Annotated in this window: 26 protein-coding genes (1 of these 26 only partly in view); 9 read left to right on the top strand and 17 right to left on the bottom strand. The window is 40.6% G+C overall.

All coding sequences use genetic code 11. The features are described 5' to 3' along the window. Window positions 1-34, top strand: partial view of a gamma carbonic anhydrase family protein gene (locus LY624_RS00185; RefSeq protein ID WP_341803614.1) — the 3' portion only. The gene continues 500 nt to the left of window position 1, outside the view; the window shows 34 of its 534 coding nt (coding positions 501-534); the start codon falls outside the window, past its left edge; its stop codon occupies window positions 32-34. Here the strand turns inward: LY624_RS00185 and LY624_RS00180 are convergent. Together LY624_RS00180 and aroE are read right to left on the bottom strand one after the other, a co-directional pair. Further along, the gene (locus LY624_RS00180) at window positions 31-285 is read right to left on the bottom strand and encodes a DUF1488 domain-containing protein (RefSeq protein ID WP_341803613.1); all 255 of its coding nucleotides are present in this window, start codon (window positions 283-285) and stop codon (window positions 31-33) included. The two genes, LY624_RS00185 and LY624_RS00180, sit on opposite strands and share 4 nt — an antisense overlap. Beyond that, entirely contained in the window at window positions 282-1106 is an 825-nt protein-coding gene (gene aroE / locus LY624_RS00175; RefSeq protein WP_341803612.1) for a shikimate dehydrogenase, read from the bottom strand. Before aroE ends, LY624_RS00180 begins: the two co-directional genes overlap by 4 nt. Before the next feature lie 41 nt (window positions 1107-1147). Between aroE and LY624_RS00170 the strand changes: the two genes are divergently transcribed. After that, complete coding sequence (locus tag LY624_RS00170) at window positions 1148-1579, top strand: group II truncated hemoglobin (protein WP_054554758.1); 432 nt, start codon at window positions 1148-1150, stop codon at window positions 1577-1579. Between the two features lie 62 nt (window positions 1580-1641). On the opposite strand, the gene LY624_RS00165 is transcribed toward LY624_RS00170, so the two are convergent. After that, complete coding sequence (locus tag LY624_RS00165; protein ID WP_341803611.1) at window positions 1642-2337, bottom strand: NUDIX domain-containing protein; 696 nt, start codon at window positions 2335-2337, stop codon at window positions 1642-1644. 149 nt (window positions 2338-2486) lie between these two features. Between LY624_RS00165 and prs the strand changes: the two genes are divergently transcribed. The 3 genes from prs to LY624_RS00150 all read left to right on the top strand — a co-directional run bounded on the left by prs (window position 2487) and on the right by LY624_RS00150 (window position 6673). After that, a complete protein-coding gene (gene prs, locus LY624_RS00160; RefSeq protein ID WP_341803610.1) occupies window positions 2487-3341 on the top strand; it encodes a ribose-phosphate diphosphokinase in 855 nt (284 codons plus the stop codon). Window positions 3342-3351: 10 nt separating this feature from the next. Beyond that, window positions 3352-4947, top strand: coding sequence for a nicotinate phosphoribosyltransferase (locus LY624_RS00155; RefSeq protein WP_341803609.1), 1596 nt, complete (start codon window positions 3352-3354; stop codon window positions 4945-4947). A gap of 130 nt (window positions 4948-5077) precedes the next feature. After that, on the top strand, window positions 5078-6673 hold the full coding sequence (locus tag LY624_RS00150) for a methyl-accepting chemotaxis protein (RefSeq protein ID WP_341803608.1): 1596 nt from the start codon (window positions 5078-5080) through the stop codon (window positions 6671-6673). Between the two features lie 57 nt (window positions 6674-6730). Here the strand turns inward: LY624_RS00150 and hemF are convergent, their stop codons facing one another. The 6 genes from hemF to LY624_RS00120 form a co-directional block, all read right to left on the bottom strand. Then, window positions 6731-7681, bottom strand: coding sequence for an oxygen-dependent coproporphyrinogen oxidase (gene hemF, locus LY624_RS00145; protein WP_237120494.1), 951 nt, complete (start codon window positions 7679-7681; stop codon window positions 6731-6733). Between the two features lie 2 nt (window positions 7682-7683). After that, complete coding sequence (locus LY624_RS00140; protein ID WP_237120492.1) at window positions 7684-8250, bottom strand: L-threonylcarbamoyladenylate synthase; 567 nt, start codon at window positions 8248-8250, stop codon at window positions 7684-7686. A 34-nt stretch (window positions 8251-8284) separates the two neighbouring features. Further along, window positions 8285-8854: a DNA topoisomerase family protein gene (locus LY624_RS00135; protein ID WP_341803607.1), complete on the bottom strand. Its 570-nt coding sequence runs from the start codon at window positions 8852-8854 to the stop codon at window positions 8285-8287. Window positions 8855-8925: 71 nt separating this feature from the next. Beyond that, window positions 8926-9399 (bottom strand): DUF494 family protein, encoded by a 474-nt coding sequence (locus LY624_RS00130; protein ID WP_062568435.1) that lies wholly within the window; start codon window positions 9397-9399, stop codon window positions 8926-8928. Further along, a complete protein-coding gene (gene dprA / locus LY624_RS00125) occupies window positions 9392-10489 on the bottom strand; it encodes a DNA-processing protein DprA (protein WP_341803606.1) in 1098 nt (365 codons plus the stop codon). Before dprA ends, LY624_RS00130 begins: the two co-directional genes overlap by 8 nt. Window positions 10490-10519: 30 nt before the next feature. After that, the gene (locus LY624_RS00120) at window positions 10520-11638 is read right to left on the bottom strand and encodes a LysM peptidoglycan-binding domain-containing protein (protein WP_130149233.1); all 1119 of its coding nucleotides are present in this window, start codon (window positions 11636-11638) and stop codon (window positions 10520-10522) included. Between the two features lie 118 nt (window positions 11639-11756). Between LY624_RS00120 and def the strand changes: the two genes are divergently transcribed. Genes def through trkA form a run of 4 tightly spaced genes read left to right on the top strand, consistent with a single transcriptional unit; the run spans window position 11757 to window position 15908 of the window. After that, window positions 11757-12266 (top strand): peptide deformylase, encoded by a 510-nt coding sequence (gene def / locus LY624_RS00115; protein WP_062568438.1) that lies wholly within the window; start codon window positions 11757-11759, stop codon window positions 12264-12266. Between the two features lie 20 nt (window positions 12267-12286). Then, entirely contained in the window at window positions 12287-13240 is a 954-nt protein-coding gene (gene fmt, locus LY624_RS00110; protein WP_130149234.1) for a methionyl-tRNA formyltransferase, read from the top strand. Further along, window positions 13233-14519 (top strand): 16S rRNA (cytosine(967)-C(5))-methyltransferase RsmB, encoded by a 1287-nt coding sequence (gene rsmB, locus LY624_RS00105; protein WP_130149235.1) that lies wholly within the window; start codon window positions 13233-13235, stop codon window positions 14517-14519. Before fmt ends, rsmB begins: the two co-directional genes overlap by 8 nt. Window positions 14520-14531: 12 nt before the next feature. After that, complete coding sequence (gene trkA, locus LY624_RS00100) at window positions 14532-15908, top strand: Trk system potassium transporter TrkA (RefSeq protein WP_054563775.1); 1377 nt, start codon at window positions 14532-14534, stop codon at window positions 15906-15908. A 72-nt stretch (window positions 15909-15980) separates the two neighbouring features. Here the strand turns inward: trkA and LY624_RS00095 are convergent, their stop codons facing one another. From LY624_RS00095 to pepQ, 8 genes are all read right to left on the bottom strand, one after another. Beyond that, window positions 15981-16199 (bottom strand): EF-hand domain-containing protein, encoded by a 219-nt coding sequence (locus LY624_RS00095; RefSeq protein ID WP_062568441.1) that lies wholly within the window; start codon window positions 16197-16199, stop codon window positions 15981-15983. 81 nt (window positions 16200-16280) lie between these two features. Next, complete coding sequence (locus tag LY624_RS00090; RefSeq protein ID WP_062568442.1) at window positions 16281-16496, bottom strand: EF-hand domain-containing protein; 216 nt, start codon at window positions 16494-16496, stop codon at window positions 16281-16283. A 148-nt stretch (window positions 16497-16644) separates the two neighbouring features. Continuing rightward, window positions 16645-16857 carry an EF-hand domain-containing protein gene (locus tag LY624_RS00085; protein ID WP_062568443.1) on the bottom strand — a complete coding sequence of 71 codons (213 nt, stop codon included), beginning with the start codon at window positions 16855-16857 and terminating at the stop codon, window positions 16645-16647. 67 nt (window positions 16858-16924) lie between these two features. Next, complete coding sequence (locus tag LY624_RS00080) at window positions 16925-17137, bottom strand: calmodulin (RefSeq protein WP_130149236.1); 213 nt, start codon at window positions 17135-17137, stop codon at window positions 16925-16927. A gap of 480 nt (window positions 17138-17617) precedes the next feature. Next, window positions 17618-18271: a flagellar brake domain-containing protein gene (locus LY624_RS00075; RefSeq protein WP_062568446.1), complete on the bottom strand. Its 654-nt coding sequence runs from the start codon at window positions 18269-18271 to the stop codon at window positions 17618-17620. Between the two features lie 31 nt (window positions 18272-18302). Continuing rightward, on the bottom strand, window positions 18303-19754 hold the full coding sequence (locus LY624_RS00070) for a TrkH family potassium uptake protein (protein ID WP_130149237.1): 1452 nt from the start codon (window positions 19752-19754) through the stop codon (window positions 18303-18305). An 89-nt stretch (window positions 19755-19843) separates the two neighbouring features. Continuing rightward, the gene (locus tag LY624_RS00065) at window positions 19844-20467 is read right to left on the bottom strand and encodes a YigZ family protein (protein WP_130149238.1); all 624 of its coding nucleotides are present in this window, start codon (window positions 20465-20467) and stop codon (window positions 19844-19846) included. A 56-nt stretch (window positions 20468-20523) separates the two neighbouring features. Continuing rightward, complete coding sequence (pepQ, locus tag LY624_RS00060) at window positions 20524-21846, bottom strand: Xaa-Pro dipeptidase (protein ID WP_130149239.1); 1323 nt, start codon at window positions 21844-21846, stop codon at window positions 20524-20526. Window positions 21847-21885 lie beyond the last annotated feature (39 nt).

Below are 21885 nucleotides of genomic sequence, written 5' to 3'. Positions count from 1 at the left end.
TCAGCTTAAAGATGAATACTTAGCAGAGGGCTAAAACACCTCGGTTAATTCGATTTGTCCTGCCGAGTTATACTGCTCATCTTCGATCAGTTGCTCGGCGAGCTCTTCATAATCGAAACGATAAGATTCAAAGTAATTAACCGCACTGCTTTGATCAGCAAAATCATACTTGCTGGTATCAATAGCACACTCCACCATCAAGCCACTTACTTGTGCGAAGAATACCAACTGTTTTTCTTCAGGCTTAAACTCGAGTCGATCTATAAATTGGATAGCTTGATTCACGCAATTTCTCCTGCTTTTAGCGCGCTAACAACGGGAATGATTTCTGGCATTTTATTGCGCCATACAAAATAAGCTTGCGCTGCTTGACCAACTAGCATGCCACAACCATCAAGTGTTAAACATGTTGGGTTAATCAACTTTACCCAACTGATAAATGCGGTATCGTCATTGGCGTAAAACATATCGTAAGCGCACTGACACTTAACAACATGGTCTTCTGCTATACCAGGCAGGTCTCCAGTAACGCTACTTGAGGTTGAATTAATCACCACATCATAGTTGTTTTCTGGGATATCATTCAAAGCAAAGCCCTGCACATCAATTTCACCATTAAAATGACTCGCTAGCGCCTTTGCTTTTTCGGCGGTACGGTTGGCTATTGTTAAGCTTTCGATTTGCTCATTCAATAATGGCTGAATGACGCCTCGTGCCGCACCACCAGCGCCAATAAGAAGTACTCGCAGCCCTTTTAAGGTGACATTATTGGCTAAAAGATCTTTAACAAGCCCTACACCATCCGTGTTATCACCCAGTAGGCTACCATCTTCGAGTTGTTTAATAGTGTTTACTGCTCCGGCTATTTTCGCTTGCTCTGTAAGTTCATCGACCATGGCAAACGCTTGCTCCTTAAATGGCAAGGTGACATTAGCCCCTTTACCACCCGCAGCGAAAAACTCAGCGACAGTTTTTTCAAATGCATCTGTTGGTGCTAAAATGGCGCTGTATTGTATTTGCTCGTTTAATGATGCAGCAAATTGTGCGTGTATTGCGGGTGATTTCGAATGTTTGATTGGATTTCCAAAAACCGCGTATTTGTCCATAGTGAAGCAACCTCTTCGCCCTGTAGAGCTTTATTAATATTATGATTAAACGACTTTTTTCCAAATCGAAACCAACGCCTGAAACACCTACTCCAGAAAAAACACCTTACGAAATTATTGGCGGTGAAGCAGGCGCTCGAGCAATTGCAAATCGATTTTACGACATAATGGCCACAGATGAATACGCCAAACCATTATATGATATGCATCCTCAGCCTTTAGATAGAATTCGCCAAGTATTCTTTGAGTTTTTATCTGGCTGGCTGGGCGGCCCTGACCTATTCGTTGAAAAATATGGTCACCCAATGCTAAGAAAGCGTCACATGCCTTTCCCTATTGATCAAGACCTACGTGACCAATGGATGCATTGTATGAATAAAACGCTCGATATCGAAATTGATAACCCACTACTTCGCGAAGGGTTAAGACAATCGTTATCGCAACTCGCCAGCCATATGATCAATCAAAACTAATATTAGTAATCATATTAGACGAGTAATTCTCAGCGGATATAAGAATTACTTGTCCCATAAACTTAATGACTCAAGTTTCGCTCAAAGTTTACTATATCTACATTAGGCTTGACCTTATAGAGGTGAGCCAAGCGACCTCCGGATTTTATTTTTTCATCCACTTTTTCTAAAACATCTGCTGCATCAATACGTCTAATAATGGTCTTACGCTGAACAGGTTTTCCTATAATTGCTTCAAGTACTGACTTAAATTGCCCAATGGTGAAAAGTTCCGGTAAACAATAAATCGGAACCATAGAATAGAGAGCTTTTTGTTTAAGCCTTTGCTGAGCGTGCTCAATTATGTGCTTATGATCAAAAGCAATTGGTAATATGTCTAGCTCCTCGATCGAAATCCATTTGGCATCATCAACTGTTTCGATATGTGTTGATGCTTCCACAGCTGATGTCAAAGCATAATATACCAAAGTAACACTATACCCGCGGGGATCTCTGGCAAGGCCAGAGTATGTATGTAACTGTTCAAGATACTGAGGGGCAACATTAGTTTTTTCTTTTAATTTTCGCAATGCAGTCATATCAGCACTATGGTCAATATCGATATCTATAAACCCCCCTGGCAATGCCCAGCAACCTATATAAGGCTCACTGGCACGCTTAACCAATAGTACTTTCAGCTCTTTATCGATTACGGTAAATAACACACTATCAACTGTAAACAATGGATTTTTAAAATCAGAGTCTTTATTGCCGCTCATTCTTCACCTCTATTAATGTCGTAAAGACACATTAAATATAAAACACCTCCATTTCAAGAGTTACGAATTTTATAAATAGTTATTGATTATAGCTGAGCCATCTGATAACTTAATTGTGTCACTAAGACACAAAGATAAAGGGACTTGAAATGAATATATATAGTTATAACTCAACCGGTACTAAAACACTTATTCCTTTTGAATATTTCACTTTTTCAGGTGGTGAGGAGCATATCAGGCTCTCTCACGAGCTATTATCAGACAGTGTGAAAGTCGAGATTTTTGACCGATTGACTGACTCATCAAAAATAATGCGATTGATGATAGCTGTTGATTCTTTAAAAAGAGTCATATCGGCTTACACTCCTATTGAATTAGTTATCCCATACTTTCCATATGCGCGACAGGACAGAGTATGTGTTACTGGAGAAGCTTTCGGAGCAAGAGTTATGGCTAATTTTATAAATAACTTAGGCTTTTCAAAAGTGACCATTTGGGATGCACATAGTGACGTATCCCCCGCTTTATTAGATAGAGTTGAAAATATAGAACAAGTCACAATCCTTCAAAAGTGTGAAAAGTTATCAAACTTGCTTGCGAATGGAGATATCACTCTCATATCTCCTGATGCAGGTGCTAGTAAAAAAACTCTGAAAATTTCACAACAATTTAACGGTGTACCCGATATTATACAAGCTAATAAGGTAAGGAACTTAAAAACAGGCGAGATCACCAAAACTGAGATTCTTGGAAATGTAAAAGGGAAACATGTTCTGATAGTAGATGACATTTGTGACGGCGGAAGAACCTTTGTTGAACTCGCAAAAGAGCTTAAAGCTGAAGGATCACTGAGCATTACTTTATTTATTACGCACGGAATTTTTTCAAAAGGCCTTGAAGTTTTTAATGGACTAATTGACCACATCTATACGACTGATTCATTTAAACCTGCGCATGAGTTTATTGAGAACGAAAACATTAATTTACACATCATTGAGATGTAAGGAGTACATCATGGTTATATCAGCTGCAAGTATGCAAAAAGATGTTTATAAAGAGTTTCATAGTAGAGCTTACCACCCTGACGTTACAGAGGTTTATGCCAATTATACCTCCCGCAGCGGTAAGCTCAGTAATGTAATCGATAACGACAAAGTTGCTTTTGTTGGACTGCAATACTTTATCAAAAGTTACTTGCAAGCAGAATGGAACGATTTCTTTAATCTTGATAAACAAACCGCAGTCTCTACCCATCAACGTATAATGACTTCAATGCTCGGGTATGAAGTAGATGTGAAGTATCTAGAAGACTTGCATGACCTTGGGTATTTACCACTAAAAATAAAAGCACTTCCAGAGGGCACATTGGTACCTTATTTAGTACCGCCAATAACAATAGTAAATACAAAAGCAGGGTTTCAATGGCTAACAAATATGATCGAGACTGTTTTAAGTTGTGAAAACTGGCCTATTCAAACTAGTACTACTACTTCAGTAGCATATTTAAAAACATTTAAAGAGTTTGCCAATAAGACGGGGTTACCAAAAGAATTTGTCCCTTTTCAGGGTCACGACTTCAGCTTTAGAGGGATGTTTGGCAAACAAGCTGCAGCAATGAGTGGCTTCGGTCACTTAGCATCAGGCCTAGTGGGTACTGATACTATACCTGCGGTTCTTTTTGCTGAGAAGTATTATGGAGCAAACGTCGACAAAGAACTGGTTGGCTGTTCTGTTGATGCTACAGAACATTCAGTCACTTGCTCTTGGATCTTAGAAGGCGAAATCGAATTTTTTAAGTACCTTATGAAAGAGCAATCTCCCAAAGGTATTTTAAGTGTCGTATCTGATACATGGGACTTTTGGACTTTAGTGACTGATTATCTTCCACAATTAAAAGAAGAAATCATGGCACGTGAAGGGACACTCGTTATCCGCCCAGATTCAGGAGATCCAGTCAAAATTCTTACAGGATATAAAATATCACCTATCTCAGATTATAAAGAATTATTTCAATCACAAAATGATGCTGAACTTGCTGCTAAACAGCAAGGTTATGAAGCATATAGATATAATGGTGATTACTTTGGCATAGACAATAACTGTTCTTTTAAGTTGATGGAATGTGAAGTCAAAGGGCTCATTGAGTGTTTATGGGAAACCTTTGGCGGCACTTTAACTTCAAAAGGATATAAATTATTAGATGAACATATAGGTGCAATTTATGGCGACGCTATAACATTGACACGCCAACGAGATATTCTGCAAAGGCTAATGGATAAAGGTTTTGCATCTAAAGTTGTTTTAGGTATTGGCTCTTATAGCTACCAATACGTTACTCGGGACACACATGGGTCAGCTGTAAAAGCAACAAGTGTCGTTAAAAATGGACAAAGAATTGCTATTTTTAAGGATCCCAAAACAGACGCTAAGAAAAAGTCCTCAAAGGGGTTACTTAAAGTAGAGCTAGTTGATGGTGAGCTTACATTGTTCGATGATGTTTCAGCCCATGAAGAAAAGCAAGGTTTACTTCAGACCGTATACGAAGATGGCAAACTTTTAAAAGAGACAACCCTTAAAGAAATAAGAGCGTTAATTGCTGAGCAAATTTAGTCTAAAAAACATTTTATACCCTATTCGATTTAGAGATTTGGCAAACTAACGAAGCTTTGCGCTATATCAATGTACGCTTTTTTTAAATAAAGATAATAAATTTTCCTTAATTTAGAAAAAGCGTCGTCGAATGAAGTCTATCCAATTTAAAATTTATGCTTTGTTAGCACTAACAGGCGTATTGGTGTTGTTTGCCAGTATATTCAGCAGCGCCCAGCAGCAGCATGAATTAGCGCAAGATACCGTTGAAAGTAACATAAAACTGCTTGCCGATAATTATTTTGACTCTATTAATACCATGATGCTAACTGGCACCATGGCTAATCGCGAAATTCTGAGTACTAAATTAAGAAGCCATCCTAATATTGCAGATGCTCATATCATTCGTAGTCCAATCGTTAATAAAATTTATGGACCAGGCAATGCCAATCAAGTTGCCACAACCGATACAGAACATGCAGCACTGGCGGGTACAGAAGCATTATATATAGATAACAGCAACAGTACGATGACCTACCTTAAACCTATGTTTGCTCGCAGTGATTATAAAGGAACGAACTGTTTAGGATGCCATCAAGCGCAAGAAGGCGATGTGCTTGGGGTAGTTAAAATCAGTTATTCATTAGCCGACATTGAACACGAAGTATCACAAAATACGTTAATGAACACTTTCCTACTAGCTACTATATTCATAACTGCGTTCTCTTTATTAGCAGTCATGTTTAGAAAAGTATTTATTAAGCGCTTGAAGATGATTAGCCATACGATGCACTTGGCAACCACCAACAAAGATTTAAGCCTTAAAATTGATGATGATAATAACGATGAACTTAGCTCACTCGCCACCAGCTTTAATCAAATGATTGGTGCGTTTAAAGATAATATTGCCCAGGTATCGCACTCATCAAAAGTACTAATCCATTCAGCGGAGAGTATATACACTTCAGCAGATGCCACCGAGCAAGCCATAATACAACAAAAGCAAGGCACTGACTCTGTTGCAGCGGCAATAAATGAACTTGAAAGCTCATCAAGTGAAGTGAAAAATACAACGCATTTTGCATCTGAAAAATCAGAACACAGTAATCAACTTGCGCAGCAAAGCTTGCAAGTTGCCGAGCATACCGAGCATAGCATTAATCAACTTGCGACAGATGTCCGTGCAGCCGCAGATCAAGTATCTGAACTTCAGGCGCAAACTTTAGAAGTCGGTAAAGTATTAGAAGTTATCAGTAGTATTGCTGAGCAAACTAACTTACTTGCGCTTAATGCTGCTATTGAAGCAGCACGAGCAGGTGAAGCCGGCCGTGGTTTTGCTGTCGTGGCAGATGAAGTTAGAACGCTCGCGAATAGAACTCATGACTCCACTGATGAAATTCGCCGAACAATAGATAAGCTACAGAGCGAAGCGGCACAAACGGTTAGCACTATGAATAATTCATGTGAAGAAGCTGATGAACGTGCTGTACAAGTTAAGCAAGTTGCTAAAGCCTTGCGTGATATTTCTTTACAAATGAGTGAAATAAATCAACTCAATGTACAAATAGCCGATGCCACCGAGCAGCAAAACCTTGCCGCAGAAGAAATAAACAGGAGTGTGGTCGCTATAAGTGATAACGCAGAGCATTCGTTGGTTGATGCTCATGAAAATCAAAAAGTCAGTGAAGAGCTCTTATCATTAGCACGCTCTTTAGATGAGCAAGTTAGGCGCTTTAAATTTAACTAGATAAAATACTTGAACGTGCAGGTTGTCACCTTTATATAAAGTGACAACCTAAGCACTTTAAAGCTGCCATTCACGCGCAACTAACTCAGATTCCTTTGTATTTAGCCATTCTTGTGGTCTTAAGTAATATTGATAAAGCTTGGCTTCTGGGCTATTTTCAACAGGGGTATAACTATACTCCCAACGAGCGAGTGGTGGCATAGACATTAAAATCGATTCTGTCCGTCCACCAGTTTGTAGACCAAATAAAGTACCACGATCCCACACTAGGTTAAATTCAACGTAGCGGCCACGGCGGTAAAGCTGAAAATCTCGTTGCTGCTCTGTAATTGGCGTATTTTTACGACGCTCAATTATAGGTAAGTAAGCATCTAAAAAGCCATTTCCAACAGCTTGCATAAAAGCAAAACTCTGCGCAAAACCGAGCTCATTTAAATCATCAAAGAATAAACCACCTACCCCACGTGTTTCGCCGCGGTGCTTTAAATAAAAATACTCATCACACCATGTTTTATACTTATCATACACGTCTTCACCAAATGGCTGACATAAGTCACTTGCTACTTGATGCCAGTGCTGTACATCGTCGAACACAGGATAAAAAGGTGTTAAATCAAAACCACCTCCGAACCACCAAATTGGCTCCTCGCCTTCTTTTTCAGCAATAAAGAAACGCACGTTAGCGTGGCTAGTTGGAATGTGTGGATTATTAGGATGGATCACCAATGACACACCGCAAGCATGAAAACTACGACCAGCGAGCTCTGGACGATGGGCAGTTGCAGAGGCTGGCATTGAAGCGCCAAACACATGCGAGTAATTTACCCCGCCCTGCTCAATGATATTACCACCTTGAATAACACGAGTACGGCCACCGCCGCCTTCTGCTCGTTGCCAATTATCTTCAACAAACTTTGCTTTGCCGTCAGCATTTTCAAGGCCTGCACAAATTGTGTCTTGTAAAGCCATTAAATAGGTTTTTACTTGTTCGAGTAACTCGCTTTGCATGTTTATCCTCTGAATACTTTTCCGGTCATTGCATCTTTAATTACACTGGGGTTTGTGTTCCCACCTAGTGGCTCATCAACATAAAAATCGACACTATCAACAAATTCGCTTTTTGCTTGCGTGATGCTCATTACTGTTGGTTGGCCAGTTAAATTTGCACTTGTTGAAACCAGTGGTTTACCAAATTGCTGGCACAGTTTTTTTACTGTTGGATGGTTCGTTACACGCACAGCAATAGTATCAAACTGACCTGTTAACCATTTTGGTGTCTGCTTTGCGGCTGGCATTACCCACGTAATCGCCCCTGGCCACTGCGAGAAGATATCTGCCCGCTTATCCATTGGGATTTTAGCATCATCAACATACTTTAATAACTGACCATAATTATCAGCAATTAAAATTAAGCCTTTTTCAATTGGACGCTGTTTAATTGCTAAAAGCTTTTCTACAGCTGCTTGGTTATCAGGATCACAACCAAGACCAAATACAGCTTCAGTTGGATAAACAATCACACCGCCTTGGTTTAAGGCTTCAATAGGATTGGCTGGTTGAGCAACAGGATCGGACAAGAATATCTCCTAACTATAATAGGGAACGAATATGTTAAGACTCTGCAAGCTTATGCATACAGGCTTTTTGTGGGCATTGTAGCACAACGCCCGATGCAGTTTTCTTCTCTGTCATTATAGGCCAATCACAAGCGGGACATGTCTTAGACACAGGTTTGTTATTAAGGGTATATTTGCAACGAGGATAACAGTCGCATGAGTAGAATGTTTTACCAAATTTATTGCTACGGGAAACCAACTGGCCTTTTTTGCATTTTGGGCAGCTAGGAAGTGCCTCTGTATCACCGGGCTCTTCATCATGCGCAATATAATGGCAATCAGGATAGCCTGTGCAACCAATGAACATGCCATAGCGGCCATTTTTAATTACCAATGGCTTGCTACACTCAGGACAAGCACTGTCTTCGAGTACTTTAATTTGCTGACTATCATGATGAGCCAAAGGACGAATAAAATCACACTTAGGGTAGCTTGCACAGCCTAAAAAAGGCCCTGACTTTGAATTTCGCATGACCAATTCAGAACCACATTTAGGGCAAACCTCATATTCTTTCTCTAATGCGTGTTTATCTGCAGAAAAAAGAGAATGATCGATTTTACTCATAAGGTTCCTGTTAGGCTGGCTAATTTTCGCCTAATATACCCAAACTCAACAAAGATACAAGCAAAGTCGAACTAATGAAGCACATCAGCAGGCTCGTCAAAGATCAAATCTTCCATTTGTGCATATGCTTGCTCAGATCCTGGCACATTAAACAGCACCATTAACACCACCCATTTTAAGTCTTCAAGTAAAATAAACGGTTTATCAAGTGCGCATAATCTATCTATTACCATTTCACGCGTAATGCTATTTATGACGCCTATTTGCTCAATAAACATTAAAAAGCCGCGGCACTCAGTGCACAGCATTTGGCATTCACTGTCGGTATAAATACGCATAGCATGTTGCGGCTGCGCGTTTAGGTACGGATACACGTCACTTTGCTGCAAGTCAGCCAATTGCTCAAGCCAGTCAAGTGCTTTATAAATTTCAGGTTTATTAAACCCAGCTCGAACCAACTCATCAGTAAGCTCATTCTCTTCAGTAAAAATTTCAGCTTCACTATGGATATAGTTTTCAAAAAGATACATGAGGATGTCAAACATGTTTATGTCCTCCAAGTCTTATATAGCCATCTAGCACTCGCTCTACTTTATCTGCGAGCTCTAGGTCAAGTAACCGAGCTTGTACTTCATCAACAGGTAACTGAGTGCGTTGAGTAATAACATCGACACTTGTTACCTCGAACCCGATACTTTGAAACACGGGGCAGTCGTGTTCTTCGGTAATGGGCTCTTCTGTTATATATAGACTGTTTTCACAAAAAAAGCTCACTTCATCAAGAATATCACTTATATTTTCGACTAATTTAGCACCTTGCTTTATCAAAAAATGGCTAGCTTCTGAAAGCGGGTTTTTAATTGAGCCGGGCACTGCAAAAACATCCTTATTTTGCTCAAGTGCATAACGTACAGTGACTAAAGAGCCGCTTTTTATTTGTGCTTCGACAATTAAAACACCAAGTGAAAGACCTGATATTATTCTATTTCTACGAGGAAAATTCGCTGCATTAGCAGCTGTACCAGGCAAGAACTCCGATATAAGCAATCCGCGTTCTGCTACCTGCTTTGTCAGTAGTTTATGACGTTTAGGGTAAGCAATATCTAACCCTGTACCAAGCACAGCAATGGTTTTTCCAGAACCAGCCAGAGCCCCTTTATGTGCCGCACCATCAATGCCAAGTGCCATACCTGAAGTGACTGTAATGCCTGCACAACTTAATTGGTGTGCAAATTCAGCGGCGATCTCGAGCCCTGTGGGAGTTGCATGTCGGCTGCCAACAATCGCAACTTGTGGTGAAGTTAAAAGCTCAATATTCCCCACACAAAATAGTAATAAAGGTGCACTGGCAATTTCCTTTAACTGTGTGGGATAGTGATCATCAAAGTAACAAATGGTGGTTATTTGGTAAGCATGAATAAGCTCTTCGTAGTAAGCCACTTTCTGCCAATCGGTATTAACGAGATTATCAGCTTGGTTTTTTGTTAAACCTAAATTCTGCAGCTGTGTACTTGTAAGCGAAAAAAGCTCACTTAAGATGTGGTTTTGGGCCAATGCTATAAGGCTTTTAATTCCCAGCCCTTTACATAAATAAAAGGCAAGCCAATGAGATAGCTTGCCTGAAACCTGTTCCATGCTCCCTCCTTAGAGCATCCTGAGTGTGGGTTAGTTTATGACAGCATAGTCACCAACTCGAATAGGATGCTGATTTTTCACAATCAATGCATAGCTCACGTTATCGTATACCTTAAACACCATGAGTTCGCCTACTTTCTCTTTAGGCATGTGCCATACCTTGCTATCTTTGTCTGCTTCCACACCAAAGTACTCATTGGTATCTGTGATTAGCTTCTCAAGACTCGTTGAGTCTTCACGATAACGAGGGCCACTTCGACCATCAAATACCTCTGGAGATTGACGTTCAATATCAAGTACAAAACCAGGCTTGACCTGTTCTGCACCTAAATTTAAAACAACAATATCCATAGTGCTAAATTCTCGCAGCTCATTTGCTGACGCGATAATTGTACCGTTTAGCTCACCTTCTGGACGTTTCATATTGAAATAGGCTGGTAACATTTGTCCGTCCATTGCAGGCATTAAGAAATCATTCGGTTTAATTTCTTGTTTTACCATCTCAATCTTAACGGACGCTGGTACACCATGTTCAACATCACCACTTCTAAAGGCACGTACAATTGCAACTAATTCAGCTTTATTGGCTAACACTTCATTTGTATTAGGGTCTACTAACTCATTTCCTTTACGATAAACGCCATATGCTTCATTTAAATTTAAATTACCTTTCACATAAAGAATATGACCCATGGTATTCATTTTTGTATTCACACTAGCACCTAAAATATATGGCTTATCTGCCATAACCTGACGACCAATTGCTTGTTCGTAGGTCAAATATGGGCGCAGTAGTTCAAGGGGTAATGTGGGTACAGCCTGTTTACCTTTAGGTGTAATACGCCCTTCTGGAGAGAGTTTTTTATACCGGCTATTTTTAACTAAACGCGGTTTTCCATCCTTATCGTAAATTAAAGTAAGCGCATCACCTGGGTATATTAAATGAGGATTGGCTATTTGCGGGTTCATTTGCCATAGCTCTGGCCATTGCCATGGATGATTAAGATATATACCTGATATATCCCAAAGCGTGTCCCCTTTTTTTACAACATATTGTTTTGGAGCATCTTTTTTTATTGTTAACACATCAGCTGCTGCTGAAAATGCACAGCTAATGGCTAATAAAGCCGCAACTAACGGATATTTCATTTGGCTTCCTAGTGTTGTTTTTAGATTATTATCAACCAAAACCTGTTAAAGGTGAACACGAATGGCTAAAATAAAAGCATACAATACCCTAAATGAATCACAAGTGTAAAAGGTAACTATGGCTAGGTTAGATGTTTTAAGATTTCCGGATGAACGTTTACGTACAATCGCGAAAGAAGTACCAGAAGTAAACGATGATGTTCGTCAAATCGTCAAAGACATGCTTGAAACTATGTATGACGAGAACGGTATCGGCTTAGCAGCAACGCAAGTAGATATCCACCAGCGAATTGTGGTGATCGATGTCTCAGAAGAGCGCGACCAACCGCTAGTATTAATCAACCCAGAAATCACCAAAAAAGATGGCTCAACAGTGAGTGAAGAAGGTTGTTTATCTGTGCCTTATTCTTATGCGAAAGTTGACCGTGCAGAAACAGTGACTGTTAAAGCACTGAATGAAAATGGTGAGGAATTCAGCCTAGACGCTGACGAGCTATTAGCGATTTGTATTCAGCATGAGCTTGATCACCTAAAAGGCACTCTATTTATTGATTATTTATCGCCTCTAAAGCGCCAACGTATCCGTAAGAAGCTTGAGAAAGAAGCGAAGCTGGCAGCTAAATCATAAATTAATCAATAGGAATACCTGTGACACAACCATTACGTATTATTTTTGCTGGTACGCCGGATTTCGCCGCGCGCCACTTACAAGCCTTAATAGACTCCGAGCATGATATTGTTGGTGTTTATAGCCAACCAGATCGCCCTGCTGGCCGTGGCAAAAAGCTTAAAGCCAGTGAAGTAAAAGAACTCGCACTTGCTCATGATTTACCTGTATTTCAACCGCAATCACTAAAATCAGATGAAGCACTTGCAGAGCTTACAAGCCTGAACGCCGATATTATGATTGTAGTGGCATACGGCTTACTGCTACCAAAAGCAATTTTAGATGCACCGCGCTTAGGCTGCTTAAACGTGCATGGCTCTATTTTACCGCGCTGGCGTGGTGCTGCACCAATTCAACGCGCTATTTGGGCTGGCGACAGTGAAACCGGTGTAACAATAATGCAAATGGACGAGGGATTAGATACCGGCGATATGCTACACATCAGCCGCTGCCCTATTGATAACACAGAAACCAGTAGTTCTTTATACGATAAACTGGCTGCACTTGGACCTGATGCACTGATCAGTACTATCAATCGTCTCGCTGCAGGTGAAATCACCCCAGAAAAGCAAGATGACGCACTAGCAAATTACGCCAAGAAGCTATCAAAAGACGAAGCTAATATTGATTGGTCAATGGATGCTGCGCAAATTGAGCGTAATATCCGTGCCTTTAATCCATGGCCTGTTTGCTTTACTGAAATGGCAGGGCAAACAGTAAAAATTTGGCAAGCAGAGGTTGTATCGCAAACTGCACAAGCCGGTAAAATCATTGCTGCTGATAAGCAAGGTATTACCGTTGGCTGTGGGCAAGATGCACTTAAAATCACCCTTCTTCAACCACAAGGTAAAAAACCAATGGCAGTGAGTGACTTTTTAAATGGTCGCAGTGATTGGGTTGAACCTGGCTCAGTATTAGGTCAAAGCAATGAGTAATGTAAGAGCACTTGCTGCTGAAACCCTTTACAACGTGGTCGATAAAGGCGCGTCGTTGAATCAAGAGCTGCCTTTTGCAAGCCAAGGATTATCGCCGAAAGATAAAGCCTTACTGCAACAAATTTGCTACGGTGTGCTGCGTTATTTACCTAGCCTAGAAAATTATTGCCAGCAACTTTTAGATCAACCACTAAAAGGTAAGCGCCGTATTTTCCAGTTTTTGTTGTATGTGGGTATTTACCAACTTCAACATATGCGTGTACCGCCTCATGCAGCAATCAGCGAAACAGTTAATGCGCTTCAGCAAATGCGTGCACTGGGTTTAAAAGGCCTTATTAACGCGATTTTACGTAGTTTCCAACGTGAACAAGCAGAGCTTGAAGAAAAAGCGCAGCAAATTCCTGTTTGCAAATTTAACCACCCTGGTTGGTTTATCAAACAAGTTACCGCTGCTTACCCTGATAACTGGCAAGAAATTCTTGAAGCGAATCAGTTGCAAGCACCTATGTGGTTACGTGTAAACCAATCGCAATACAGCACCCAAGAATACAGCGAAATGCTTAAAGCAAATGATATTGAGCATACCCTTAATGCTGATTTTCCTGATGGTATTAAACTAGCTAAACCGTGTGATGTGTACGCATTACCAGAATTTGATACCGGTGCCTGCTCAGTTCAAGATGCCGCGGCACAATTAGCAGCACGCTTTTTAGATCCACAAAATGATGATGTCATTTTAGATGCGTGTGCAGCGCCAGGTGGTAAAACGTGCCATATCCTAGAGCTTGCCGATGCCGATGTATTAGCACTTGATAGCGACAGCGAACGCCTAGAACGTGTTAAACAAAACTTAGTACGTATTGGTTTAGCTGCCGATCTACAATGTGCCGATGCTTCACAACCCCATATTTGGTGGGATGAGCAGCAGTTCGACCGTATCTTGCTTGATGTGCCTTGTTCCGCTACCGGCGTTATTCGTCGTCACCCTGATATTAAATGGTTACGTCGTGCATCTGATATTGAAGATCTGGCTAATTTACAAGGCGATATCCTAAATAGTATCTGGCCTCTACTTAAGCCAGGTGGTACGTTAGTTTATGCGACTTGCTCTGTATTACCGCAAGAGAACCAACAACAAGTTGCTAAGTTCCTTGCCAATAATCAAAGTGCTGAACACATACCTCTGCATGAAAACGACACCCCGACTTTACCTGGCCTACAATTACTGCCTGGTGAAAGTGACGGTTTCTATTATGCAAAGCTAGTTAAAAAACACTAATAAGAACACGCTATGAAAATAATCATACTCGGTGCCGGACAAGTTGGTGGCACATTGGCAGAAAACCTCGTAGGTGAGCAAAATGAGATCACCGTTGTTGATATCGACGGTAACCGTTTGCGAGAGCTACAAGATAAGTACGACTTACAAGGTGTTACTGGCCACAGTGCGCATCCCGATGTATTGCGTCGCGCAGGTGCAGAAGACGCCGATATGATTATTGCAGTAACCAGTTCTGATGAAGTGAACATGGTTGCTTGCCAAGTTGCTTATAGTATTTTTAACACGCCAACCAAAATTGCCCGTATTCGCTCAGAGCAATACTTAAAGTACCGTGAAAAGTTATTCCATAACGATGACTTACCTGTTGACCACTACATTGCTCCAGAAGCACTCGTTACTAAGTATATTCGTCGCTTAATCGACTACCCGGGTGCTTTACAGGTATTACAATTTGCCGATGGCATGTTATCGCTGGTTGCGGTGAAAGCCTATTACGGTGGTTTGCTGGTGGGTTATGCGCTTTCTGCCTTGAAAGAACACATCCCGAATGTCGAAACCCGTGTCGCGGCTATTTACCGTCAAGGTAAAGCGATTAAACCGCTTGGCACAACCGTTATCGAAGCGGATGATGAAGTGTTCTTTATCGCTGCAACAAAGCATATTCGCGCAGTCATGAATGAACTTCAAAAACTCGAACGTTCATACAAAAAAATCATGATTGCCGGTGGTGGTAATATCGGTGCGGGCCTTGCGCGTTCACTTGAGAAAAACCACAGCGTTAAGCTGCTTGAGCGCAATAAAGAGCGCGCAGCCCAGCTATCTGAAATGCTTGATAATACTGTGGTATTTTGTGGCGATGCCTCTGATCAAGAGCTGTTATCTGAAGAACACATTGAACAAGTGGATGTATTCATCGCAGTGACTAACGACGATGAAGCAAACATTATGTCTGCGATGCTGGCAAAGCGTATGGGCGCACAAAAAACCATGGTGCTTATTCAGCGTGGCGCTTATGTTGACCTAGTACAAGGCGGTGAAATTGATATTGCTATTTCACCTCAGCAAGCCACTATATCGGCGCTGTTAACACATGTTCGCCGTGGTGACATTGTTAACGTTTATTCGTTACGTAAGGGCGCTGCGGAAGCCATTGAGGCTGTCGCTCACGGTGATGAGCATACTTCTAAAGTTGTTGGCCGAGCAATTGCTGATATCAAACTACCCGCAGGAACAACCATTGGTGCAATTGTGCGTAACGATGATGTACTGATTGCCCATGACGATACAGTGATTCAATCGGGAGATCATGTGATTATGTTCTTAATCGATAAGAAACATATTACGGTTGTTGAAAAGCTATTCCAAGTAAGCGCTATATTCCTTTAGTGTTTGGCATAAAAAAAGCAGCAAATCTTAATGATTTAGCTGCTTTACGACTCTTGAAGTGAAAAAACTTAACTATTGAATCTGTGCAAATTCTTCTTTAGAAAGCTCACCATTGCCATCTGTATCTAGCTCTGGGAATAGCTTCTCTAGTTGCACATTTGCTGATGCTTCTTCTTTACTGATAACACCATCACTGTTAGTGTCAAACGTTGAGAAGCTTACACCTTGTGCAAATGCCGCTGATGAAGTTGCTAGTGCTAAAATTGCAAGTGTTGTATTGATCTGTTTCATAATAATTACCTTCATTTTTTAAGAGTGAAATCCGTTTCTGAGATCCCTGTTCAATGGAAACTGGTTAATTGCGAGTTTGTTTTACTCTGCTTCTGAAAATTCGGCTTCAGTGAGTACGCCATCGCCATCTACATCAAGGGTTTTAAATTGCGCCATGATGTTAGCATCGACAGATGCTTCGCTTTGACTGATAACACCATCTCCGTCTACATCTAATGTATCGAAATCTGTGCCTGCAAATGCTGCTGACGAAGAGGCTAATGCGATAAGTGCTAGTGCTTTGTTAACTGTTTTCATAATCATAATCCTTCAATATCTACTCAAAAAAGTGTTAGCTGATCACACTCTCCTTGCTATCCTTTATCATGGATTCCCTTATCCATTTAGGTTGTCTTTGGCAACTCAGAACTAATCAGCTAAATTAATGGGTTTACTAAATACATCATTAAGCTTTAGAGAACTCTTCTTTTGATAACTCACCGTTACCGTCTGTATCAAGTTCTGTGAAAATACTCATTAACTCTGCATCAACTGATGCTTCGCTTTGGCTGATGGCACCGTTTCCATCCACATCTAATGTGTCAAAATCGCTCATTGCAAATGCTGCAGATGAAGATACAAGTGCGACTAGTGCTAATGTTTTATTTACTGTATTCATAATGTTATTCCTTCAAAGTGTGTTGTCTTATGTAGAAAATCCTTTTCAAAGTTTCCCTACTGTAAAATTATGCGTTTGCGAATTCTTCTTCAGAAAGTTCGCCGTTACCATCTGTGTCTAATTCTTTAAACTGACTCATTAAAGTTGCATCAACTGACGCTTCACTTTGGCTAATTGCACCATCGTCGTTAACATCAAGTGTTTCGAAATCTGTCGCTGCAAATGCTGCTGAAGAAGATACTAGAGCTAAAAGTGCAAATGTTTTGTTTACTGTTTTCATAATCACTATTCCTTCAATGTTGCCTTAACTGTGTTAGAAGTGTGAAACTTCTAATCACTTTTCTCTGTGTTCGCTAAGACTATTTCAACTTCGATGCCAAAGTTTAAAATTCCTTAATTTTCATTGAGTTAAAGCGAATTTGGTGATTTTACGTGGGAAATGAGCTAATTTTCTGTTGCTTTTTAGCAACACACATAAAGCTTAAAAAATTATTTCCTTATTAATCATGAAGTTAAAAAATATAAAACAGAGACATTGAGTGCAATTAGCTACCTAAACACTAAAAATGTTCGAACGTGAGTCTAAACCTTGTATGAACGGTGAAAATAATAAAAATAAATAAAAATATTTTTTAAATTTAACTAGCTGATTTATTTGACTTTTTAATAATTTACGAAAATTTTTTTACTTTATTTCTAATAAAAGTATAAAAAACAACCGCTTTGTTGCAAAACGGCGGATCAGGGAAAGTGAATGGCTTCAGTCAAGTACTGAAAAGTCTATCAGGTGCTCTTTCATGAATGACTTCATTTGTTCTTCACCCGTATTTAACTGAAGTCCTAGTTGGTAGCTAGACGCATTTTTACGAACACTGCACACCTTTCCAGCAAATTCATGTTTATTTAGTACAAGGTTACAGCTTTGTTCTTTTAGAAAGCTGAGATCGACATCACTTTTAATATCAAACTGAACGCCTGTAAGAGAGATATCTTTAATGAGTCCTTGGTATTTCTGCTCATCGGTGTTTAAACAAGCACTGAAGAGTGTTGGAATACGGGTTTCACTGCGAAGACTGAATAACTGAACGTGTTTCGGAAAGTCTAAAAAAATTAAACGATACGGGTGCGAAGCGACGGCCTTAATTTGTTGGCGAAATGCAATCACCTGCCCACCGCCACTTTCGAGCACTGCGCGCACAATGACCATCACACCTTCTTTGATCAACTCGCCACTATTAATTAATCGCCTTGCTGAGGGGTAATTAAGAATAATATGTTGTTCGTTGAGTAAACCTATAAACTCCGTTTTAACTCGCTTACTATCTATCGGAGTGATTATCTCAACATCAACAATACTACCTGCAGGTATATAAGCTAGCTTATCTAAATTACGCTGTAGCTGTGTCTTTGCCATTCATTAAGTCCTTTAAAATATAAACGGCTCACTAACCACGCCAGAAAGTTGGAGTGAACAATACCAGCAAGGTAAAAATTTCAAGACGACCAAATACCATTGCGATGGTCAATAACCACTTAGCAGTATCGGATATCGCCCCATAATGGGCGGCAACTTCACCCAAGCCTGGACCTAAATTATTTAGACACGCTGCGGTTGCTGAAAACGCACTAATGTTATCCATACCTGTGCCCATTAGTGCCAACATGATAATCACAAACACTAAAGCATAGGCTGAGAAGAATCCCCAGACAGCTTCTACCACTTTATCTGGAAGTGCTTTGCGACCTAGTTTAATTGAATAAATTGCACGCGGATGTACAAGACGATTAAGCTCACGAATACCTTGTAAGTAAAGTAAGAACACACGCACAACTTTCATTCCGCCACCGGTAGACCCTGCACAACCACCAATAAAGCTTGAGAATATTAATAAAATAGGCAAAAACAATGGCCATGCAGAAAAGTTATCTGTAGCGAAACCTGCGGTGGTACTCATTGACACGGCCTGGAACATAGCTTGATCTAATGTTTCGTCACCGTCTGCATAAATGTTATTAGATGACAGTACAGTAAAACAGACAATCACTAGAGCGAGCTGAATAAGTAAGAACACTTTAAATTCAGGGTCACGTAAATAAACACGAATACTGCGCGAGGATACCGCCGCATAGTGCAGCGAGAAGTTTATTGCGGCAATAAGTAAAAACACCACACATATAAAGTTAATCAGTGGACTATCAAACTGCCCCATAGACGCATCATAAGTAGAGAAACCGCCAATCGCAATCGTTGAGAAAGCATGACAAATAGCATCAAACCAGTCCATTCCCGCTCCCCAATAGGCAAGCGTACACGCAATAGTAAGTGACACATAAATGTACCAAAGGTGTTTGGCGGTATCGGCAATACGGGGCGTCATTTTTGAATCTTTAACTGGGCCAGGAGTTTCGGCACGGTACAGCTGCATACCACCGACCCCAAGCATGGGTAACACAGCAACGGCAAGTACGATGATCCCCATACCACCAAGCCACTGTAGTTGTTGGCGATAAAAAAGCACTGATTTTGGTAGGTACTCAATCCCGGTTAAAACGGTTGCCCCTGTTGTTGTAAGGCCTGAAAATGCCTCAAACACAGAGTCAGCTAACGACAAACTTGGCTCTTGTAAAAAAACTAATGGTACAGCCGCAAAGCTGCCAAGTACCAACCAGAACAACACCACAATTAAAAAGCCTTCGCGCGCTTTTAAGTCGCCATGCTCATGGCGGTTTGGGTAATACGCTGCTAAACCAATAACAACACTAAAAATAAACGCAAGAACGAACGGCACACCACCACCATCTTTATAGATTAAAGATACCAGTGCTGGCGGCACCATGGTGATACTAAATAAAGCCACCAGCTGGCCTAGGATTTTTATTATGGTACGAAATTGCATCTGTGCGTATCGCTTTTTAAATATCTGATTTAGCTATTAGAGTTTATTGTCTTACAGGCTTAACTGTAAGTAAACGCTGTATGTTTATTTCATGGCGTATCTTTTTTAACGGCGAACTCAACGGCACCATGTGTTAACTCATGTATCTCTTTGATTGCCAGCTCTACTTGGCGACTATCTATTTGGATTTTCCAAGCAATATTTTCAGCAAACTGTTTTTCTATATTTAATACTTGATATTGGCTTTTCAACAACTGCTCTATGGCTCCCTGAGCACTGTAATCACTGTAGCCGACTAACTCAACGCTCGGTACTTTGGTGATTGTTTTAAGCTCACGCATGGCATTGTTTAAACTTCCGCCATAAGCACGCACAAGTCCACCGGTACCCAGCTTAATACCACCAAAATAACGCGTAACAACAGCGGTGATCTCACCAATTCCAGACCCCGTCAGCACATTAAGCATTGGTTTTCCTGCGGTGCCATTAGGTTCTCCATCATCTGAAAAGCCATATACATGGCTACCACCTGGGTTTCCTGCAACATGTGCCCAACAGTTGTGACGCGCATCACTGTATTTATTTTGAATTTCTTTGATGAATGCTTTTGCTGACTCTAAGTTAGGAGTATGGGCAATATGCACAATAAATGTACTTTTTTTTATTTCTTCTTGGTAAAAAACAGGCTCTGCCGGATATTGATATTCAGACATATTCTTCTATCCAAAAAAATGGGGCCATTTGGCCCCTCTTGTTAATCTCGTTTTTATTAGTCTAGATGCAGATCACGGGTCATGTTTTCTAAGCGATCATCATGAACGATAATATTATCTTCAATACGGATACCGCCGAATGGTTTAAGCGCTTCAACTTTTTCCCAGTTAATAAACTGTTTATTATCGGTTTGCGCAAGGTCACCCAGTAACGATTCAATAAAATATAAACCCGGTTCAATAGTAAAGACTTGGTTCTTTTCGATTAAGCGAGTGCAACGTAAGAACGGGTGTCCTTCAGGTGGTGCTTGATGTGCACCTTTATCATCAGCCATAAAACCACCCATATCATGCACTTGTAAGCCGAGGTGATGGCCAAGACCATGCGGGAAGAACGTTGACGTAATACCACGTTCAACAATTTCAGCCGCCGGTAGCTTCACAATGTTAAAGTCGCTCAACACCTGTGCTACACGCTGATGACAGTCCAAATGCAATTCGCCATATAACATACCAGGTTTTAATGCTTTACCTAAGGCAATTTGATGCTCCGTCATGACCTTAATTAAGTCACTAAACTCACCCGACTGATTAAAATCATAAGTACGCGTGATATCAGCTGCGTAGCCATTAAAATTTGCACCAGCGTCAATTAGGAATGAGCGATGTGTCTCTGGCGCTTTAGGCTCAAAGTGCGTGTAGTGTAAGATTGCACAGTTTTCATTAAGCGCAACAATATTACCGTATGGCATTTCATTTTCACTTTGACGCGTCGCCATTAAGTAAGCCTGTTGAATATCAAATTCAGAGCCACCAGCAAAGAAAGCATCACGTGCCGCTTTATGACCATCGACGGCAATACGGTTAGCTTGACGTAAACACTCAAGCTCGTATTGTGTTTTATAGGCACGATGAAAGTGCAAATAGTTCATAACTGGCTCTGGGTTCATAATGCTAAAACCCAGCGCTTGCGCTACGTCTAAATATTCACCGATATAGGCAAATTTTGCCTTATCGTAAGGAAGCAGTTTTTCTACCTGATCTGGCTGTACTAATAATTCAATATCAAAATACTCAGCCCAAAAATCACGAGGCTCATCAGGTACTTTATGCCAAAAATCAACTGGGCGATAAAATATCAGCTTTGGTTTAGATGCACCGTCTACAACTATCCAACAATGAGGGTTATCAATTACAGGTAACCAAGCTTTGAATTGCGGGTTAACCTTAAACGGGTAGTACATATCATCTAAAAACTGGCGCTTTGCCTGACCAGAGTGAATAACAAGGCCTTCTAAACCTTCACGCTCTGTAATTGTACGCGTGCGCTGTTGCAAGGTTGCAATATGTTCGGCATATAACACCGCTAATTTATCCATAGTAAACCCATATAAGTAAATTCGACTTAGTCGCAGTCT

The sequence above is a fragment of the Pseudoalteromonas sp. N1230-9 genome (genome assembly GCF_032716425.1).
Lineage (GTDB): Bacteria > Pseudomonadota > Gammaproteobacteria > Enterobacterales > Alteromonadaceae > Pseudoalteromonas.
This window is presented reverse-complemented; position numbering and strand designations above follow the sequence as displayed.

Bases quoted from the DNA above. Each gene is read 5' to 3' on its own strand.
- aroE (WP_341803612.1), bottom strand. From the start codon at position 1,106: ATGGACAAATACGCGGTTTTTGGAAATCCAATCAAACATTCGAAATCA.
- LY624_RS00170 (WP_054554758.1), top strand. From the start codon at position 1,148: ATGATTAAACGACTTTTTTCCAAATCGAAACCAACGCCTGAAACACCT.
- LY624_RS00165 (WP_341803611.1), bottom strand. From the start codon at position 2,337: ATGAGCGGCAATAAAGACTCTGATTTTAAAAATCCATTGTTTACAGTT.
- prs (WP_341803610.1), top strand. From the start codon at position 2,487: ATGAATATATATAGTTATAACTCAACCGGTACTAAAACACTTATTCCT.
- LY624_RS00155 (WP_341803609.1), top strand. From the start codon at position 3,352: ATGGTTATATCAGCTGCAAGTATGCAAAAAGATGTTTATAAAGAGTTT.
- LY624_RS00150 (WP_341803608.1), top strand. From the start codon at position 5,078: ATGAAGTCTATCCAATTTAAAATTTATGCTTTGTTAGCACTAACAGGC.
- hemF (WP_237120494.1), bottom strand. From the start codon at position 7,681: ATGCAAAGCGAGTTACTCGAACAAGTAAAAACCTATTTAATGGCTTTA.
- LY624_RS00135 (WP_341803607.1), bottom strand. From the start codon at position 8,854: ATGAGTAAAATCGATCATTCTCTTTTTTCTGCAGATAAACACGCATTA.
- LY624_RS00130 (WP_062568435.1), bottom strand. From the start codon at position 9,399: ATGTTTGACATCCTCATGTATCTTTTTGAAAACTATATCCATAGTGAA.
- dprA (WP_341803606.1), bottom strand. From the start codon at position 10,489: ATGGAACAGGTTTCAGGCAAGCTATCTCATTGGCTTGCCTTTTATTTA.
- LY624_RS00120 (WP_130149233.1), bottom strand. From the start codon at position 11,638: ATGAAATATCCGTTAGTTGCGGCTTTATTAGCCATTAGCTGTGCATTT.
- def (WP_062568438.1), top strand. From the start codon at position 11,757: ATGGCTAGGTTAGATGTTTTAAGATTTCCGGATGAACGTTTACGTACA.
- rsmB (WP_130149235.1), top strand. From the start codon at position 13,233: ATGAGTAATGTAAGAGCACTTGCTGCTGAAACCCTTTACAACGTGGTC.
- trkA (WP_054563775.1), top strand. From the start codon at position 14,532: ATGAAAATAATCATACTCGGTGCCGGACAAGTTGGTGGCACATTGGCA.
- LY624_RS00095 (WP_062568441.1), bottom strand. From the start codon at position 16,199: ATGAAACAGATCAATACAACACTTGCAATTTTAGCACTAGCAACTTCA.
- LY624_RS00090 (WP_062568442.1), bottom strand. From the start codon at position 16,496: ATGAAAACAGTTAACAAAGCACTAGCACTTATCGCATTAGCCTCTTCG.
- LY624_RS00085 (WP_062568443.1), bottom strand. From the start codon at position 16,857: ATGAATACAGTAAATAAAACATTAGCACTAGTCGCACTTGTATCTTCA.
- LY624_RS00080 (WP_130149236.1), bottom strand. From the start codon at position 17,137: ATGAAAACAGTAAACAAAACATTTGCACTTTTAGCTCTAGTATCTTCT.
- LY624_RS00075 (WP_062568446.1), bottom strand. From the start codon at position 18,271: ATGGCAAAGACACAGCTACAGCGTAATTTAGATAAGCTAGCTTATATA.
- LY624_RS00070 (WP_130149237.1), bottom strand. From the start codon at position 19,754: ATGCAATTTCGTACCATAATAAAAATCCTAGGCCAGCTGGTGGCTTTA.
- LY624_RS00065 (WP_130149238.1), bottom strand. From the start codon at position 20,467: ATGTCTGAATATCAATATCCGGCAGAGCCTGTTTTTTACCAAGAAGAA.
- pepQ (WP_130149239.1), bottom strand. From the start codon at position 21,846: ATGGATAAATTAGCGGTGTTATATGCCGAACATATTGCAACCTTGCAA.